General features: G+C 73.9%; 13 protein-coding genes. 8 read left to right on the top strand and 5 right to left on the bottom strand.

Going from position 1 to position 17,324, the window contains the following annotated elements; genetic code table 11:
- Positions 1 to 39 precede the first annotated feature (39 nt).
- From M2283_RS22635 to M2283_RS22650, 4 genes are all read left to right on the top strand, one after another.
- Positions 40 to 1,458 (top strand): HEAT repeat domain-containing protein, encoded by a 1,419-nt coding sequence (locus M2283_RS22635; protein WP_280878142.1) that lies wholly within the window; start codon positions 40 to 42, stop codon positions 1,456 to 1,458.
- A gap of 185 nt (positions 1,459 to 1,643) precedes the next feature.
- Complete coding sequence (locus M2283_RS22640) at positions 1,644 to 2,771, top strand: glycosyltransferase family 4 protein (RefSeq protein ID WP_280878143.1); 1,128 nt, start codon at positions 1,644 to 1,646, stop codon at positions 2,769 to 2,771.
- Positions 2,768 to 3,925 (top strand): glycosyltransferase, encoded by a 1,158-nt coding sequence (locus M2283_RS22645; protein ID WP_280878144.1) that lies wholly within the window; start codon positions 2,768 to 2,770, stop codon positions 3,923 to 3,925. Before M2283_RS22640 ends, M2283_RS22645 begins: the two co-directional genes overlap by 4 nt.
- Positions 3,922 to 4,866 carry an SGNH/GDSL hydrolase family protein gene (locus M2283_RS22650; protein WP_280878145.1) on the top strand — a complete coding sequence of 315 codons (945 nt, stop codon included), beginning with the start codon at positions 3,922 to 3,924 and terminating at the stop codon, positions 4,864 to 4,866. The genes M2283_RS22645 and M2283_RS22650 overlap by 4 nt, the downstream gene beginning before the upstream one ends.
- Positions 4,867 to 4,914: 48 nt before the next feature.
- On the opposite strand, the gene M2283_RS22655 is transcribed toward M2283_RS22650, so the two are convergent.
- The 5 genes from M2283_RS22655 to M2283_RS22675 are packed head-to-tail and all read right to left on the bottom strand — an operon-like array spanning position 4,915 to position 9,282.
- The gene (locus tag M2283_RS22655; RefSeq protein WP_280878146.1) at positions 4,915 to 5,784 is read right to left on the bottom strand and encodes a biotin-dependent carboxyltransferase family protein; all 870 of its coding nucleotides are present in this window, start codon (positions 5,782 to 5,784) and stop codon (positions 4,915 to 4,917) included.
- Positions 5,781 to 6,398: a 5-oxoprolinase subunit PxpB gene (gene pxpB, locus M2283_RS22660; RefSeq protein ID WP_280878147.1), complete on the bottom strand. Its 618-nt coding sequence runs from the start codon at positions 6,396 to 6,398 to the stop codon at positions 5,781 to 5,783. The genes M2283_RS22655 and pxpB overlap by 4 nt, the downstream gene beginning before the upstream one ends.
- Positions 6,395 to 7,153 carry a LamB/YcsF family protein gene (locus M2283_RS22665; RefSeq protein ID WP_280878148.1) on the bottom strand — a complete coding sequence of 253 codons (759 nt, stop codon included), beginning with the start codon at positions 7,151 to 7,153 and terminating at the stop codon, positions 6,395 to 6,397. The genes pxpB and M2283_RS22665 overlap by 4 nt, the downstream gene beginning before the upstream one ends.
- Before the next feature lie 15 nt (positions 7,154 to 7,168).
- Positions 7,169 to 7,990, bottom strand: coding sequence for a putative hydro-lyase (locus tag M2283_RS22670; protein ID WP_280878149.1), 822 nt, complete (start codon positions 7,988 to 7,990; stop codon positions 7,169 to 7,171).
- A complete protein-coding gene (locus M2283_RS22675; RefSeq protein WP_280878150.1) occupies positions 7,987 to 9,282 on the bottom strand; it encodes an MFS transporter in 1,296 nt (431 codons plus the stop codon). Before M2283_RS22675 ends, M2283_RS22670 begins: the two co-directional genes overlap by 4 nt.
- Before the next feature lie 130 nt (positions 9,283 to 9,412).
- Between M2283_RS22675 and M2283_RS22680 the strand changes: the two genes are divergently transcribed.
- The 4 genes from M2283_RS22680 (at position 9,413) to M2283_RS22695 (ending at position 17,319) form a co-directional block, all read left to right on the top strand.
- Positions 9,413 to 10,114, top strand: coding sequence for a GntR family transcriptional regulator (locus M2283_RS22680; protein WP_280878151.1), 702 nt, complete (start codon positions 9,413 to 9,415; stop codon positions 10,112 to 10,114).
- A gap of 81 nt (positions 10,115 to 10,195) precedes the next feature.
- Positions 10,196 to 11,722: a hypothetical protein gene (locus M2283_RS22685; RefSeq protein ID WP_280878152.1), complete on the top strand. Its 1,527-nt coding sequence runs from the start codon at positions 10,196 to 10,198 to the stop codon at positions 11,720 to 11,722.
- Between the two features lie 58 nt (positions 11,723 to 11,780).
- Entirely contained in the window at positions 11,781 to 12,659 is an 879-nt protein-coding gene (locus M2283_RS22690; RefSeq protein ID WP_280878153.1) for a hypothetical protein, read from the top strand.
- A 37-nt stretch (positions 12,660 to 12,696) separates the two neighbouring features.
- Positions 12,697 to 17,319: a hypothetical protein gene (locus M2283_RS22695; RefSeq protein ID WP_280878154.1), complete on the top strand. Its 4,623-nt coding sequence runs from the start codon at positions 12,697 to 12,699 to the stop codon at positions 17,317 to 17,319.
- The last annotated feature ends 5 nt before the right edge of the window (positions 17,320 to 17,324 follow it).

Below are 17,324 nucleotides of genomic sequence, written 5' to 3' on the forward strand. Positions count from 1 at the left end.
TCCCCGGTTGCGTCGACGCTTGATGTGAGGCTGTTTCCCATGTTCGATCCGGTCATAGCGCCCAGCGGAACCCTGCTCGGCCTCCTTCAGAGGGGCCGTGGCGACGGCACGCTGCACGCGCTCACCGCACCGCGCGCCGAGGCGCTCGCGGCACTGAACCACTGCGTGCTGCGTGATCCCCGCCACGACTGGCAGGTGGAGAACCGCTCCCTGTACTACGCCCGTCTCTACCTCGACCTCAACGGCGAGCTGGACGAGATCGAGGCGCACCTCTTCGACGTCGAGGACGTCTTCGACACCGAGGAGTCACGCACCGGCCTGGCCCTCGCGGTCCTCGGCCACCTCGCCTCCTACGGCAGGCTGGACGCGCTAGAACTGCTGCGCCGGTACGCCGCCTCCGGCTCCAACTGGGCCTGGGCCCTGGACGAGCTGGCGCTGCGGGACGACGACGCCGGGCTGCGTGCCCTGGCCGCGCCCGTGCTGGCCCGGTTCGCCACCGACGCCGAGGGCGAGGCCGAACTCGCCGCCGTCGTCCGCGACGCCTTCGAGCCCCGGCCGTGGCGGCTGTGGGCCGACGATCCGCGCGAATCGGTCGCCACGCGCGTGCGTGCCGCACAGGAGGCCGGCTGCTTCGACCGCTGGCAGCGGCAGATGCGACCTAGTGGGCCCCGTCCGGGGTGGAGCGTGCAGGCGGTGTTCGAGTGGGCTCAGCAGGGCCTCGAACGCGGCGTCGAGCTGCACATCCCGGCCGCCCGCTGTCTCATGGCCGTAGCCGGTCCCGAGGACCGGCCCGAGATCCTCCTGGCAGCCGTGGACGGCACCGACGGAGCCCGCTGCACCGCCGTGCGGTATCTGGCCGACAGCAACGACTCCGACGCCTTCGACCTCATCGAGCGGGCCGTGACCACCGGTTCGCAGACCGTCGTGGAGGCCGCCGTGGCCGCCTTCGAACGGATGCGCAGTGTCGCCGCCGTCGACCGCGCCCGCGGCTGGGCCCACCGGCCCGACCCGCTGGGCGCCGCCGCGGGCCGCATGCTCGCCTGCCGGGGCGGCGTCGAGGACCGGGACCTGGTCCTGGGCGCCCTGCGCGAGGCCGTACGGGGCGAGGGCCCCGACGCCCCGACCCTGTGGACCCTCGTCGACGGCACCGGCCGGCTGGGCATCGCCTGCGCCGCCCCCGTACTGCGCCACATCTATCGCGAGACCGCCTCCTCCCACCTCCGCGGCCGGGCCGCCCGCGCCCTCGCCGCCACCGACCCCTCCTTCCCCGCCGGCTTCGCCGTCGAGTGCCTCTGGGACTGCGAGGAGACCACCCGGGAGATCGCCGCCCGGCATGCCGAGACCGGTGACACCCGCGTCGTCGAGCAGCTCCGCCGCCTGGCCGCCGACCCGGCCGAGGAGGCCGAGGTCCAGACCGCCGTACGCAGCCGGATCGGACCGGACGGACCCGCCGTTTGAGCCACCTCCCACGGGGAGAACGGGCATCGGCACGGGCTCCGGATGAACGAGAGGTGACCCGCGGGTCAGGCGGGCGTGGACGCGGTCCGACCTGCTCGGGTGTGGCGTGCAACGCTCATGGGACGTTTGTATTTCGTAAAGATCCACTTTGACGCGTCCACGTCCGGCACGGCGACAACACGGGTATGCGTGTCGTCATCGTGACCGAATCCTTTCCCCCCGACGTGAACGGCGTGGCCCACTGCGCGCTCCAGACCGCCCGGCACCTCGTAGATCGCGGTCACGCCCCCGTCGTCGTTGCCCCGGCCCCCGCGCCCGGGAACCGGCCCGACGCCTCGGCGCCGTGCCCCGTCGTCCATGTCCCCTCCCTCCCGCTCCCCGGCTACCCCCAGGTGCGCGTCGCCCTCCCCAGCCGACGCCTCGCCGCCACACTCGTCGAGCACCGTGCCGACGTGGTCCACCTGGCCAGCCCCTTCATCCTCGGCGTCCGCGGCATGGCCGCCGCCGCCCGGCTCGGCATCCCCGCCGTCGCCGTCTACCAGACCGACCTCGCCGGATACGCCCGCACCTACGTCGGCGCAGGCGAGGCCGCGGCCTGGCGTCGCATCCGCTCCGTCCACTCCGCCGCCGACCTCACCCTCGCCCCGTCCAGCGCCGCCATGCACGACCTGGAGGCACACGGTGTGCCCCGGCTGCGGCTGTGGCAGCGGGGCGTGGACACCGTCCGCTTCCGCCCCGAACTCCGCGACGAGGCGATACGGCGCGAACTCGCCCCGGGCGGCGAGTTGCTCGTCGGCTACGTCGGCCGGCTCGCACCGGAGAAGCAGGTCGAACTGCTCGCCGGCGTGTGCGCTCTGCCCGGCGTCCGGGTCGTGGTGACCGGCGACGGACCGAGCCTGCCGAACCTGCAGGAACAACTGCCCGGCGCGGTCTTCCTCGGCCGCCGCACCGGCGACGAACTCGCCAAGATCTACGCCTCCTTGGACGTCTTCGCGCACACCGGGCCCTTCGAGACCTTCTGCCAGACCGTGCAGGAGGCCATGGCGAGCGGCGTGCCCGTGGTCGCCCCCGCCGTCGGCGGTCCCCTCGACCTGGTCGACCACGGTCGCACCGGGTTCCTGGTCCCGCCGCGCGACGCGGACGCCGTGACGCAGGCGGTGGCCTCCCTGGCCGCCGACGCCGGGCTGCGGGCCTCCTTCGGCGCCGCCGCGCGCACCACCGTCGAGGGCCGCACCTGGGCGGCCGTCGGCGACCAGCTGATCGGCCACTACGGGGCCGTACTGGCCGCACGGAAGACGGTGGTGGCGGCGTGAGCTCCCTGCGAATCGTGCGCCTCGCCAACTTCGTCGCGCCCTCGTCCGGCGGTCTGCGCACCGCGCTGCGCGAGCTGGGCAAGGGCTTCAAGGAGGCCGGGCACGACCCCGTGCTCATCGTTCCCGGCGAGCGTGCCGACGACCGTGAGACCGAGCAGGGGCGCGTGATCACCCTGCCCGGTCCGCTGCTGCCCGGCACCGGCGGATACCGCGTCCTGACCGACAGGCGGCGCGTGGCCCGGCTCCTGGAGGAACTGGCCCCCGACCGCCTGGAGGTCTCCGACCGTACGACCCTGAGGTGGACCGGCAAGTGGGCGCGACGCGCGCGTGTGCCCGCCGTGATGGTCTCCCACGAGACCGCCGACGGCGTCCTGCGCACCTGGGGCCTGTCCGAGCCGGCGGCCCGGCGCGCCGCCGACGCCCTCAACGTCCGTACGGCACACACGTATTCGCGCGTGGTGTGCACCACCGAGTTCGCCGAGCGCGAGTTCGTACGGATCGGCGCCCGCAACGTCGTACGCGCCCCCCTGGGCGTCGACCTGGTCGAGCGGCATCCCTCGCTGCGTGACCTCGGCCTGCGGGCCCGGTACGCGCGCGTGGACCAGACGCTGCTCGTGACGTGCACCCGGATGTCCGTGGAGAAGCGGCCCGGTACCGCCCTCGACGCCCTGGAGTCGCTGCTGCGGCGCGGCCGGAAGGCGGTGCTGGTGGTCGCCGGGGACGGGCCGCTGCGGCTGCGGCTCGAAGAGCGGGCGCGCGAGCGGCGGCTGCCCGTGACCTTCCTCGGCCACGTCTCCGACCGGGACGCGCTCGGCGCGCTCCAGGCCTCGGCGGACGTGTGCCTGGCTCCCGGGCCCGCCGAGACCTTCGGGCTCGCCGCGCTGGAGGCAATGGCCTGCGGCACGCCCGTGGTGGTCAGTACGTCGTCCGCGCTGCCGGAGGTGATCGGCTCCGCCGGCGCCGTCGCGGCCGACCGCGGGGACGCCTTCGCGGACGCCGTCGACATGCTCCTCGAACTCCCCGAGGGGCAGCGGCGGGAAGCCGCCCGCGCGCGTGCGGAGTGCTTCGGCTGGCACACGGCCGTGGACGCCTTCCTCGCCGCGCACGACGCGGCGGTGCCGGTACGGCCCTATGCGCCCGGGGGCGTGGCATGAGAACGGTGCGTTTCGTAGCCCTCGGTGACTCGCTCACCGAGGGCGTGGGCGATCCCGTCGGCGACGGGTGGCGCGGCTGGGCCGCGCTGCTGGCCGAGGGGCTCGCCGAGCGGGGGGTGGGGGTCGCGGGGATCGAGGGGACGGCGGAGTCGGCGCAGTCCCCGGCTTCCCTTGAGGCGCTGGCTTCCGTCGAGGCGCAGGCCTCCGTGGAGTTCACCAACCTCGCCGTCAGCGGGGCGCAGACGCGGGAGGTGCTGGAGCAGCAGACGCCGGCCGCGCTGGCCCTGCGGCCCGATGTCGTGTCGGTGGTCATCGGCGTCAACGACACCCTGCGCTGCACCTTCGACATCCACGCCGTCGCCGAACGGCTCGACGAGGTGTACGCCGCCTTCACCGAGCAGGGCGCGGTCCTGCTCACGGCCTGTCTGCCCGACCCGGGCGCGATGCTCGGCCTGCCGGGTGCGCTGGCGCGTCCGCTGGCCCGGCGGCAACGGGCGGTCAACACCGTGGTCCACGCGCTCTCCGAGCGGTACGGCGCGGTCCATCTGCACGCGGCCGAGGGCGCCTGGCTGATGGATCGCGCCATGTGGAGCGCGGACCGGCTGCACCCGGGCGAGCGGGGGCACCGGCAGTTGGCGGTCCGCTTCCACGCGCTGCTGGCAGAGGCAGGCCTCGCGACGGGCACCGCGCCCTCGCCCGAGCCCGAGTTCCCCGTGCCCACCAAGTCGGCGAGCCTCGTGTGGCTGGCCACCGCCGGCACCGGCTGGGTGGCCCGCCGCTGCACCGACCTGCTGCCGCAACTCCTGAGGCTCGCCGCCGACGAGATGCGGCACCGCGCCCGGGGCACCAGCGCCCGACTCGACCTACGGACGGCCGCAGCGGTGTCGTCGGCCCTGGCCGCACTGTCGGTGGCGGAGCAACGGCAGCCGGACGTCGCGTAGGGGCGTGGGCGGATCGGCGAGCCGCGGAGGATGCCGCCGCGGCCCCGGTCAGCGCCTCCGTACCGTCACGAACCGGACCGGCGTGCCCGGAGCGGCCTGGGCGGTGGCGGGCAGGTCCGCCCGGTGGACGACCGCGATCACCGGGTAGCCGCCGGTGGTCGGGTGGTCGGCGAGGAAGACGACCGGTCTGCCGTCGGGGGGGACCTGGACCGCGCCCAGGACCATGCCCTCGCTGGGGAGTTCACCGGGGCGGGACCGTTCCAGGGCAGGGCCCTCTGTACGGAGGCCGATGCGGTTGCTGGACGGGGAGACCCGGTACGCGCGCGAGGTGAAGGTGCGTACGGCGTCCGGGGTGAACCAGTCGTCGCGCGGGCCCGGGGTCACCCGTAGGACCAGTTCCTCCGGGGGAGCGGGTTGGGGGGCGACGTCCACGCGTGCGTAGTGGCCGTGCGGATCCCCCAGGGGGAGCACCTGGCCGTCCGCGAGCGGTGGCGGGCCGAGGCCGGACAGCAGGTCCGTGGAGCGGCTGCCGAGCACCTGCTCCACGGCGATACCGCCGCGGACCGCGAGGTAGCTCCGTACGCCGCGGATCACCGTGCCCACCTCCAGGACCGCGCCGGCGGGCACGGACACGGGTGCTCCCCAGGCGGCCGGCCGGCCGTCCACCCTGACCGCGCACGGGGCGCCGGTGACGGCCACGGTGACCGTCGAACGGGGGCGTACGGCACAGCCGTTGACGGTGGTCTCCAGGACGGCAGCGCCGGGCGGGTTGCCGACCAGCCGGTTGGCGAGGGCCGCCGCGGGGCCGTCCAGGGCGCCGGAGTGCGGCACGCCGAGGTGGGCGTGCCCGGGACGCCCCCGGTCCTGCACGGTCGTGAGCGCTCCCGCCCGTACGACGAAGAGCGCGCTGTCCGTCATGAGTGCCCCACCGGGACGAAGCGCACGCGCGTGCCCGGCGACAGCAGCGCGGCCGGCGCGCGCGCGTGGTCCCACAGGACGACGTCGGTGCGCCCGATCAGCTGCCAGCCGCCCGGCGAGGAGCGCGGGTACACGCCCGTGTACGGGCCTGCCAGCGCGACCGAGCCCGCGGGGACGGCCGTACGGGGTGTCGCCCGGCGTGGGACGTCGTAGCGCGGCGGGAGACCGGTCAGGTAGCCGAAGCCGGGCGCGAACCCGCAGAAGGCGACGGTGAATTCGGTGTCCGCGTGGATACGGACGGCCTCGCGTTCGTCGACGTCCCAGAGCGCGGCGACGTCGGCCAGGTCCGGGCCGTCGTAGCGCACCGGGATCTCGACCGCCGCACCCGTGCGCGGGGGAGCGGGCGGTACCTCGGACGCGGTCAGTTCGGAGGCGAGGCGGGCCGGGTCGTCCAGTCCGTCGAGGAGGACCGTGCGGGCCGCGGGGACGATCTCGCGAACCGACAGCGCGCCCTCCGCGCGGCGGCGCAGCAGCTCCGCGTGCAGCGCCTGCGCCTCCTCGCCGGAGGACACCTCGACGAGCAGGGCGTTGTCGCCGACGGGCAGCGCCTTCATACGAAGGCCTCCACCCGCACGCCCGACGCCTCCAGGCGTGCCCGGACCAGCCGGGCCAGCTCGACGGCCCCGGCCGTGTCCCCGTGCACGCACAGGGAACGCGCGCGTACGGCGATCCGGGTCCCGGAACGGGAGGTGACCAGCCCGTCGCGGGCCAGGCCCACCGAGCGCTCCACGACCGACGCCGGATCGGTCACCACGGCACCCTCCTCGCCGCGCGGCACGAGCGTGCCCTCGTCGGTGTAGGCGCGGTCGGCGAACGCCTCGGTGACGGTCGGGAGTCCGGCCTCGCCGGCCAGAGCGAGGAGCCGGGAGCCGGGCAGGCCGAGCACGGGCAGCGTGGCGTCGGCGAGCCGCACGCCGGCCACGACCGCACCGGCCTGCTCCGCGTCGTGCACGACGCGGTTGTAGAGCGCGCCGTGCGGCTTGACGTACGCCACGCGCGTGCCCGCCGCCCGCGCGAAGACCTCCAGGGCGCCGATCTGGTACGCCACTTCGGCCGTGAGCTCCGCGGACGGCACGTCCATCGCGCGCCGCCCGAACCCCGCCAGGTCCCGGTAGGAGACCTGGGCGCCGATCCGCACCCCCCGCTCGGCGGCCAGCTCGCACACCCGCCGCATGATGACCGGGTCCCCGGCGTGGAATCCGCAGGCCACGTTGGCACTGGTGACGACGGACAGCAACTGTTCGTCGTCGGTCAGCCGCCAGTGGCCGAAGCCCTCGCCGAGGTCGGCGTTCAGGTCGATCGCGGTCATGTATCCATTCTCTGCTCAGGCCACGCGGTACTGCTCGTCGCGGGCGTCGGTAAGGAACATCTGCCCGGGTGCGTGGGTGATGGCGAAGGGCGGGCGTGAGGCCATCACGGCCGCCTGCGGGGTCACTCCGCAGGCCCAGAAGACCGGGATGTCGTCCGGCTCGGCGGCCACCGGATCACCGAAGTCGGGGCGGTCGAGGTCGCCGATGCCGAGGCCCGCGGGATCGCCGCAGTGTACGGGGCTGCCGTGCACCGCCGGGAGCAGACTGGTCTCCCGGATCGCCGCCGCAAGACGCTCCGGCGGCACCGGCCGCATGGACACCACCATCGGCCCGTGCAGCCGTCCCGCCGGCCGGCACTGCCGGCCGGTCACGTACATCGGGACGTTGCGCCCCTGCTCGATGTGCCGGATCGGGACGCCGGCCTCGGCCAGCGCCCACTCGAAGGTGAAGCTGCACCCGATCAGGAACGACACCAGGTCGCCGCGCCAGTACGCGCGCACGTCCGTCGGCTCGTCCACCAACTCGCCGTCCCGCCACACCCGGTAGCGCGGCAGATCGGTGCGCAGGTCCGCCCCGTCCGCGAGGACGGTCGTGAAGGAACCGGCGTCGGTGACGTCGAGTACGGGACAGGGCTTGGGGTTGCGCTGACAGAACAGCAGCATGTCGTACGCCCAGTCCGCGGGCACCGAGATCAGGTTGACCTGGGTGTGGCCCGCCGCGACCCCAGAGGTCGGCCCGGTGAGCCCTTTGCGGAAACGGGACCGGGCGCTTTTCGGGCTCCACGCGTGCGCGTGCTCGTCGACCAGGGTCAAGGGGCGGTCTTCCGTGCGGTTCACGCGAGTTCCCTTCCACGCGTCTCCGGCAGCCCGAACAGGGCCAGTGCCGCGATGCCGTAGCCGATCGCGCCGAAGACCAGCGCGCCGCCCACGCCCCAACTGTCGGCCAGGAAGCCGACGGTGGTGGGGAAGACGGCGCCCACGGCGCGGCCGGTGTTGTAGGTGAAGCCCTGGCCCGTGCCCCGTACCGCCGTCGGGTACAGCTCGCTCAGGAAGGACCCGAAGCCGCTGAAGATCGCCGACATGCAGAACCCGAGCGGGAAACCGAGCACCAGGAGGAGGCCGTTGGCGCCGTCCGGGATGTTCGCGTACGCCAGGATGCAGATCGCCGACAGCAGTGCGAACAGCCAGATGTTGCGCTTGCGGCCCAGCCGGTCGGTGAGGTAGCCGCCGGTCAGGTAGCCGAGGAAGGCGCCGGAGATGAGGAACGCCAGGTAGCCGCCGGTGCCGACGACCGAGAGGCCGCGGTCGCTCTTCAGGTAGGTCGGCACCCAGGTGGCCAGCGTGTAGTAGCCGCCCTGGACGCCGGTGGAGAGCAGCCCGGCGAAGATCGTGGTGCGCAGCAGGCCGGGCTTGAAGATCGCGGTGAACGAGCCCTTCTCGGTGCTCTGTTCGCGCACGGCCACCGCCTGCGGGGCGTCGTGCACCCGGCGCCGCATCCAGATCACCAGCAGCGCGGGCAGCGCGCCCGTCCAGAACATGATCCGCCAGGCGAGGTCGTCGCCGGCGAACGAGAACACCAGGGTGTACACGATCGCGGCCAGCGCCCAGCCCACGGCCCACGAGCTCTGGACCGCGCCGAGGGTGCGTCCCCGGTGCTTGGCGCTCGAGTACTCGGCGACGAGGATCGCGCCGACCGCCCACTCGCCGCCGAAACCGAGGCCCTGGAGGGCCCGGAAGACCAGCAGGGTCTCGTAGTTGGGCGCGAAGCCGCAGGCCACGGTGAAGACGGCGTAGGTGATCACCGTGATCATCAGCGCCTTGACCCGGCCGACCCGGTCCGCCACCACCCCCGCGAGGGCGCCGCCGACCGCGGACACCACGAGCGTGACGGTCGTGAAGAGGCCGGTCTGGCCGCTGTCCAGGCCGAAGTACGCGGCCAGCGCGACCATGCTCAGCGGGAGCGTGAAGTAGTCGTAGGAGTCCAGGGCATAGCCGCCGAAGGCGCCCGCGAAGGCGCGGCGGCCGCGCGGCCCGAGGGCGCGCAGCCAGTCCAACGCACCGTCCTGCTCGGTGAGTTCACCGGCCGGTGGGTCGTCGGTCAGGGCCTGAGGTGGAGGGGTCGTGCTCATGGGCACCTCGCAGTGGGAGGACGGAGGGTGCGTGGTTGAGCCGTGCGGTGAGAAGTACCGTAGAGGATCGTTCAACGATCCTTCAATACCCGTGTTGTTTCGTTCTCGTGTCTGCGGTTGAATTCCGGGCATGGCAGAGCAGTTGAGCGGACTGGCCGACGACCGCGCCCTCCTGGGCCGCACCAGCACGGCCGAACGGGTCTCGGACATCCTCAGAAGCCGCATCGCCGAGGGCTACTTCCCGCCCGGCACCCGGCTGTCGGAGGACAGCATCGGAGGCGCGCTCGGCGTCTCCCGCAACACCCTGCGCGAGTCGTTCCGGCTGCTCACACACGAACGACTGCTCGTCCACGAGCTGAACCGGGGCGTCTTCGTACGGGTCCTGAGCGTCGAGGACGTCGAGGACATCTACCGCACCCGCGCCCTCGTCGAGTGCGCCGTCGTCCGCGGCCTGGGCGAACCGCCGTACGGACTGGAGGCGCTCACCGGGGCGGTCGAGAAGGGGCGGGCCTCGGCGCGCGAAGGTGACTGGAAAGCGGTGGGTACGGCCAATATTCACTTCCACCGCGAACTCGTCGCCCTGGCCGGCAGCGACCGCACCGACGAACTGATGCGCAGCGTTTTCGCCGAACTGCGCCTCGCCTTCCACCTCGTGGACGACCCGCGCCGCCTCCACGAGCCCTACCTCGCCCGCAACCAGCAGATCTTCGAGGCGCTGCGGGCAGGGGAGAAGGACGAGGCCGAGAACCTGCTCTCGGTCTACCTCGGCGACTCCCTGGAACGCGTGGTTGAGGCGTACCGGCGAAGGGTCGGCGCCGACAGCGCTCCGTAGGCGGCCGGTCGCCCAGTGATACCGGTGGGGCGATCCGAGTCGTTTGGGTCGATGTCAGACCGAGGACCTAGTCTGTGCACCGTGACTTCGCCTGCATCGACGGACAGTGTTCCGCCCCAGCTCAGCGCGGGGCCGCGCCCCGCACCGGGCCCGGCCGCCGACGAGGGACTGGCGCGGCGGCTGCGCGCGCTCGCCTGCACCGCGCCGCTGCACGACCTCGACGTGCGCAAGGCCAATCTCGCGGGCGAGTACACGGTGTACGGCATGGCGGAGGTGGCGCTGGCCGCCATCGACCTGGTCACCCTGAACATGGACTTCGACACGGGCGCCGACCACGACCAGATAGTGGCCAGGCTCATCCCGCGCATCGCCGCCCAGGCCCCGCAGCGCCCCGTCGTCGAGCACGAGCGCGTGGCCCGCTGGGTCCTGGAGAACCTGATCAACGTCGGCAGCGTCGACCGCGGCTTCCGCGCGATCTACGGCACGTTCACGCCGGACGGCAGCTATGTCCGCCGCGACTACGACTTCAAGCTGATCGAGGAGGTGCCGGGCCCCGGCGGCACGGTCTACCTCCGCACCACGGACGAGGCCGTCAACGTCCTGGTGGGCGCCCTCGACACGGACGTCACCAGCGCCCAGATCGCTGCCGAGGTCAAGCTGGAGGTCCTGATCAACCGGGGCCGGCTCGCCGACGCCCAACTCGCCGCCGAGCAGGCCCGCTACCGGACCGTGCAGTACTCGGAGACGCTGCGCCGCGCCCTGGACGCGACCCGGCGCAACGTCCGCGCGGTGGACTGGCTCAACTCCGTGCCCGACATGATCGCCGAAGCCCTCGACCACGTGGCCGACCGCTACCGCCACGAGAACGCGATCCTCACCAACATCCGCAAGGCACGCGACGAGACCGAGGACGCCGAGCACAAGCGGCGCGCCGCCGAACTGGTCGACATCGTCAAGGACTGCATCCGCCGCCACACGCAGTTGCAGTCGCGCCTGCTGGAGGCGGGGCCTCTGTTCCGCGCCGAGCAGGACCGGCAGGCGTTCGCCACGCCGATGGTGTCCTCGGGGATAGACCTGTACGGCCATCTCGTCGCGCCCGTGCTGCCGTTGCCGCTGGAACAGGCTGTCCGGGTCACGGACGCCTTCTTCGCACGGGGGACCGGGCTGCGTACGCCGGCGTCCGTGCGGGTGGGCGACCTCGTCGACATACTGCTGACGCCGCCGGCGGAGCGGGAGCACCTCGGCGCGGAGATGCCGGAGCCGGACCTCATCGCCACCCCGGACGACAGCCGCTTCAGCGAGGAACAGCTGGCGTCGGCCACCCGGTTGCTCGACCTGCCCGCGGACGCGCCGCGTCGACTGTCCGGACTGCTCGCCGAGGCTCGGCGCAAGGATCCGGAACTGCCGTATCTGGTCGCGCTGTTGGCGGTCCACGCGGCCAGCCCGGCGGTCGGGACCGCCTATCGGCAGGGCGAGGAGAAGCTGTTGTTCGCCGTGGACGACGGGACGGAGCTGGACGACCCGGAGTTCGGCGGGGCCGACCTCATCGTGGGGACGGCCCTGCTCGACTCGGCCGGGATGGCGGCGGACAGGACGGAAGCGGCATGAGCCGGACCGGAAACCGTATGCGTATGCACGAGCAGGACAGCGACAGGGGGTACCGACCGTGAGCGAGCACGCCGACCGGAGTGAGCCGGACGTCGCCGCCGCACCGGCGAGCGCCGCGGTCACGCCCGCCGACGCCGCCGACGCGGCCCGGCTCGTCGCGTTCGGGCTGCAGCCCAAGGTGCAGCCCGCCCGCGACCAGGAGTACGCGGAGCTGCTGCGCCGCTACCGCGAGGATTCGCCGTTCGCCCGGCTCGCGGACGCCGTGGCCGCCGGGCTCGGCCTGGTGGTGCTGGAGGTGTCCCCGCGCGCGGGGATGGCGGTGACCGCCGCCGAGGACTCGGTGTTCGCCGTGCGCATGGGCGACTACGCGCGTCGCACGTCCGCCGACGGCAGCGACCGGTTCCTGCACGGCCTGGCCCATCTCGCCGTCGCCGCGATGGCGTTCCCGCGACCCGAGGACCTCGCCGACGACGGGTACATCGGGCGCGTGACGGTCAACGGCGTCGACACGTTCGTACGGCAGGCCTGCCGGCGGTTGGAGGAGCGGGCCGAGGAGCACGGGGAGAACACCGACCCGGCGACCGACGCGCCCGGACTGGAGGCCGCCTGGCGGGTCTGGGCCAGACGCAGCGCCACCGGCGCCACCAAGGACGCGCGCAGACTCGCCGGTTCCACCACCGGCATCGTCGGCAAGGCCGCCGCGTTCCTCACCGACTCCGGCTTCCTCCAGCGCACCGGCGACGACCACGGCGGCACCTACCGCACCACGGCCCGCTACCAGCTCCAGGTACGGGACATGGCGGGCACCGCGGCCCTGGCCGAACTCCTCGAACTGGGCGTCGTCCCGGTGACCGACGGCACGCCCACGCTGCTGCCCGCCGAGGACACCGACGCGTCGGAGCTGGTGGCCGACGCCGGACTGCCGTTCCACTCCTGAACCCCCCTGACCCGCCGAAGACTTACGAGAGTCCGCCATGTACGAGCTGTCCCGGGTCCGCCTCTACTCCATCGGCCCCGCCGGTGCGCGCTACGCCGACACCGTGCTTGACCTGCGGGGTGTCGGCCAGCCCGTGCCCGACCCCGCGCCCACCCAGGCGGAGTTCTTCGCGGAGGAGCCCGTCGGCCCGCCGCGCCGCCCCGCGCCCGCCGGCGTGCTCTTCCTGGAGAACGGCGGCGGCAAGTCGGTCCTGCTGAAGCTGATCTTCTCCGTGATGCTGCCGGGCCACCGCAACACCTTGGGCGGCGCCAGCTCCGGTGTGCTGCGCAAGTTCCTGCTCGCCGACGACTGCGGGCATGTCGCGCTGGAGTGGCAGCACACGCTGACCGGCGAATGCGTCGTCGTCGGCAAGGTCAGCGAGTGGCGCGGGCGTCAGGTCTCCAACGACCCGCGCAAGTTCGCCGAGGCCTGGTACTCCTTCCGGCCGGGACCCGGCCTGAGCCTCGACAACCTGCCCGTCGCCGAGGCCACTTCAGTCCGCCCGCCCGTCGAGGGCGCCTCCGGAGCGCAGGGGCGTCGGCGCACCATGAAGGGCTTCCGGGACGCCATCACCGAGGCGACCAAGGCGTATCCGCATCTTGAGGTGCACTGGGAGGAGATCCACGACCGCTGGATCGAGCACCTCGGCGACCTCGGCCTGGACCCCGAACTCTTCCGCTACCAGCGCGAGATGAACGCCGACGAGGGCGAGGCCGCAGGCCTCTTCGCGGTCAAGAAGGACTCCGACTTCACCGACCTGCTGCTGCGCGCCGTCACCGACACCCGGGACACGGACGGGCTGGCCGACCTGGTCGGCGGGTTCGGCAACAAGCTGGGGCGGCGGGCCGAGCTGATCGCCGAACGGGAGTTCACCGCGGGCTCGGTCGACCTGCTCGGGCGGATCGTCGAGGCCGCCGAGGCGCGGGCACGCGCGCGTGACATCCACAGCGCCGCCGAGCGCCGCACCCGCACGCTGGCACGGCGGCTGTCCGCGCGGGGTGGGCAGGAGCGGGTACGGGCCGCCGACCTCGCCCAGCAAGTCACCGCGACCGCGTACACGGTCACCCAGTCGGAGGCGGCCCGGGAGCGCAGCGCGCTGATCGCCGCCGAACTCGCCTACCGCAATGCCTCGTTGGCGCTCGCGGTGGCGGAGAAGTCGGCCGCCGCGCAGAAGCGCGAGCTGGCCGACGCGCGCACCCTGCACTCCGCCTGGCAGGCCGCCGAGGCAGTGCTGCGCCACCGCGCCGCCGCCGACCGCGGCGCGCGCGTGGCCGCCGCGATCCAGGAGGCCGAACGGGACGCCGCACCCGCGCTCGCCGCCCGCGCCAAGGCCGCGGTGGATCTCGTACGGGCCCTGCACGGGGCCGCCGAGAGCGCCGAGAACCTCGCCAACGAGGAGGAGGAGCGGTCCGGAGCGCTGCAGGAGGTCGGCGAGTCGGCGCACCGGGACTCGACCGCCGCCGCGACTCAGGCGCAGCGCGCCCGCAGCGAGGTCGGGCATCTGCGCCAGCGGCTGAGCGAGGTCGAGCAGGAGACCGCCGAGGCGGTGCGGGCCGGCTGGCTCGACGACAGTGCGCCCGACGCCGACCCGGCCCGCGCCGCGCTCGCGGCCAGCGACGCCGAGAAGTCGGCCGTCGCCGCCTGGGACGCGGCCCGCGAGGCCTCCCGCAAGGCCACCGAGCACGCGCGCGAGGCGGCCTCCGCCGAGTCCCGCGCCGAGCTGACGGCGGCCCGCGCGGCGGACGCGGCGGCGGCCGGCAGGCGGTCGTACGAGGCCGAGCGCCGGATCGCCGAGGCGCTGGCCGGGGAGGAGCGGCTGGCCGAGCTGCTGAGCCTGTCCGGCAGCGGCCCACGGACCGCCGTCCCGCACCCCCGGCACGAGGTGGAGGACGCGGAGACGGCCTTCACGCCCGAGGAACTCGACCGTTTCGCCGACGAGTTGCGCGAACTCCTCGACGACTCCGTCTCCGCCGCCGAACGGCAGCTCTTCGAGCTGCGCACGGCCGCCGCCGACGACTCCCGGATCCTCGGCGCCCTGGGTGACGGCGGGCTGCTGCCGCCCGGGCCCGATGTCCTGGCCACCGTGGAGTTCCTCGGCGAGCGCGGCATTCCGGCGCTGCCCGGCTGGCGCTATCTCGCCCAGGCCGTCGACCCCGCCGACCACGCACGCGTGCTGGCCGCGCGGCCCGAGCTGGTCGACGGCGTGATCATCACCGACCCCGACACGCACGCGCGTGCCCGTGACGCCCTCGGCGACGCGGCGCTGCTGCCGCGCTCGGCCGTGGCCGTCGGCACCGCGGCCGCCCTGCTCGCGCCCACGCCGCCCGACGACGGGACTCCGGGGGACGTCTTCCTCGTACCGCCGAACCCGGCCATGCACGACGAGCACGCCGCCGACGAGGAGCGGCAGGCGCTGCGCGGGCGGGCGACCGAGCGGGACGAGGAGATCCGGACGCTCGCCGCGCGGCTCGGCAAGGACCGGGAGCTGGCGGCGCGGCTCGCGTCCTGGCGCACCGGCTGCCCGGCCGGACGGCTCGTCGAGCTGGCGCAGGCTTCGCAGGACGCGGGCGTGTTCGCCGAGGAGTCCGAGGCGGAGCTGGCCGAGGCGCGCACCGCGCGGGCCGAGGCCGACGAGGCCGCAGCCGAGACCGGGCAGGTCCGGGACGAGCGGCAGGAGGCCGCGCAGAAGGCCCGGCGCGCCGCCGACGCCCTCGCCGGGCTCGCCTTCCGGCTGCGGGAGCGGGCCGGCTGGCAGGTCAAGCTGCGTGAACTGGCCGACGAGGCGGCCGAGTCGGAGGCCCGTGCCCAGGCCTGCCTGGAGAAAGCCCGCGCCGCCGACGAGGACCGGCGCGCCGCTCAGCGGGCCGCCGACGACGCCCGCCGCACCGCCCGCGCACTGCGCGCCGAACGCGCCGAGGTCGCCGGGGCACCCGACGACGTACCGGAAGGCGACACCGACGACCCCAGCGTGTCCCTGCCCGCCCTCCGCGAGGCCTATCGGGCCGCGTCCCAGCTGTACGAGAAGGTCGGAGTCGGCGCCGACCTGCGCGCCGAGCAGTCCCGCGCCGAGAGCGACGAGAGCGCGGCCCGTACCGATCTGGACCGGCTGAGCAACAAGGTACGCACGCGTGCGGCACAGCTGCTCCAGTCGCCCGACGGCTCCGACGGGCCCTCCCGGCAGGCCGCCGTCGCCCGGGCCGACGAGCTGGTGCAGCTCCTGGAGACCCGGATGTCCACCGCGAGCGAGCAGCTCGGCCGGCTGCGCGGCGAGGCCGAGCGGCACGCGCCCGAGGACGGTGAGACGCACACCGAGCTCACCGAGGAGCTGCAACCGCGCGACGCCGAGCACGCCCAGGCGCTGCTGCGCACGGCGACCGCCGAACTCGCCACGCGCGCGGAGACGTTGACCCAGGCTCGGGAGGCGCACGCCGAGCTCCTCGACGCCCACCGGGCGGCCGAGGACGGGGCCGGCGGTTTCGAGGAGGTCGCGGCGATGCTCCGCGACCTGCTGCGGGAGCACACGTCCGACGACGAGCAGGAGGAGCCGGAGCCGTATCCCGGCAACCTGGAGGAGGCCCGGCAGTCCGCCGCCGAGGCCCGCCGGTCGCTGCGCGGCTGCGCCGCCGACCTGTCGGCCGCCGAGTCCGGTGTCCGCGAGGCCAGCGACATCCTCGTCCGGCACGCCAACGCCACGCGCTACGAGCAGGTCCGCACCCCCGCGCGCCAGCAGATCCGCGAGCTGCCCGCGTCCTCGCTGCCCGAGCACGCCCAGAAGTGGGCGGACGCCTTCGCGCCCCGTCTGCGCGTCCTGACGGACGAGTTGGCGCAGCTGGAGCGCAACCGCGACTCGATCGTGGACCGGCTGCGGGGGCTCGTCGAGTCCGCGCTGGCCACCCTGCGCTCCGCCCAGCGGCTGTCCCGGCTGCCCGAGGGGCTCGGCGAGTGGTCCGGGCAGGAGTTCCTGCGCATCCGCTTCGAGGAGCCCGACCAGGCCGTCCTCACCGAGCGGCTCGGCGAGGTCGTCGACGAGGCGACCCGGGCCGCCGTGAAGAAGAACTCCGACCTGCGCAGGGACGGCATGTCCCTGCTGCTGCGGGGTGTGGGTGCGGCGCTCCAGCCCAAGGGGGTCGCCGTCGAGATCCTCAAGCCGGACGCCGTACTGCGCGCCGAGCGCGTGCCCGTCGGGCAGATGGGCGACGTCTTCTCGGGCGGTCAGCTGCTCACCGCGGCCATCGCGCTGTACTGCACGATGGCCGCGCTGAGGTCCAATGACCGGGGCCGCGACAAGCACCGGCACGCCGGCACGCTGTTCCTCGACAACCCGATCGGCCGCGCCAACGCGACGTATCTGCTGGAGCTTCAGCGGGCGGTGTCGGATGCGCTCGGCGTCCAACTGCTGTACACCACAGGGCTGTTCGACACTACGGCGCTTGCCGAGTTCCCGCTGGTCATCCGGCTGCGCAACGACGCCGACCTCAGGGCGGGGCTGAAGTACATCAGCGTGGAGGAACACCTCCGGCCGGGGCTCCCTCAGGAGGGCCCGGCCGGAGAAGGTGACGCGGTGCGCAGCGAGATCACGGCGACGCGGATGTACAAGCGGCCCACGCCGACCACTGGTTGATCAAC

The sequence above is a fragment of the Streptomyces pseudovenezuelae genome (assembly GCF_029892565.1).
GTDB classification, from domain to species: domain Bacteria; phylum Actinomycetota; class Actinomycetes; order Streptomycetales; family Streptomycetaceae; genus Streptomyces; species Streptomyces pseudovenezuelae_A.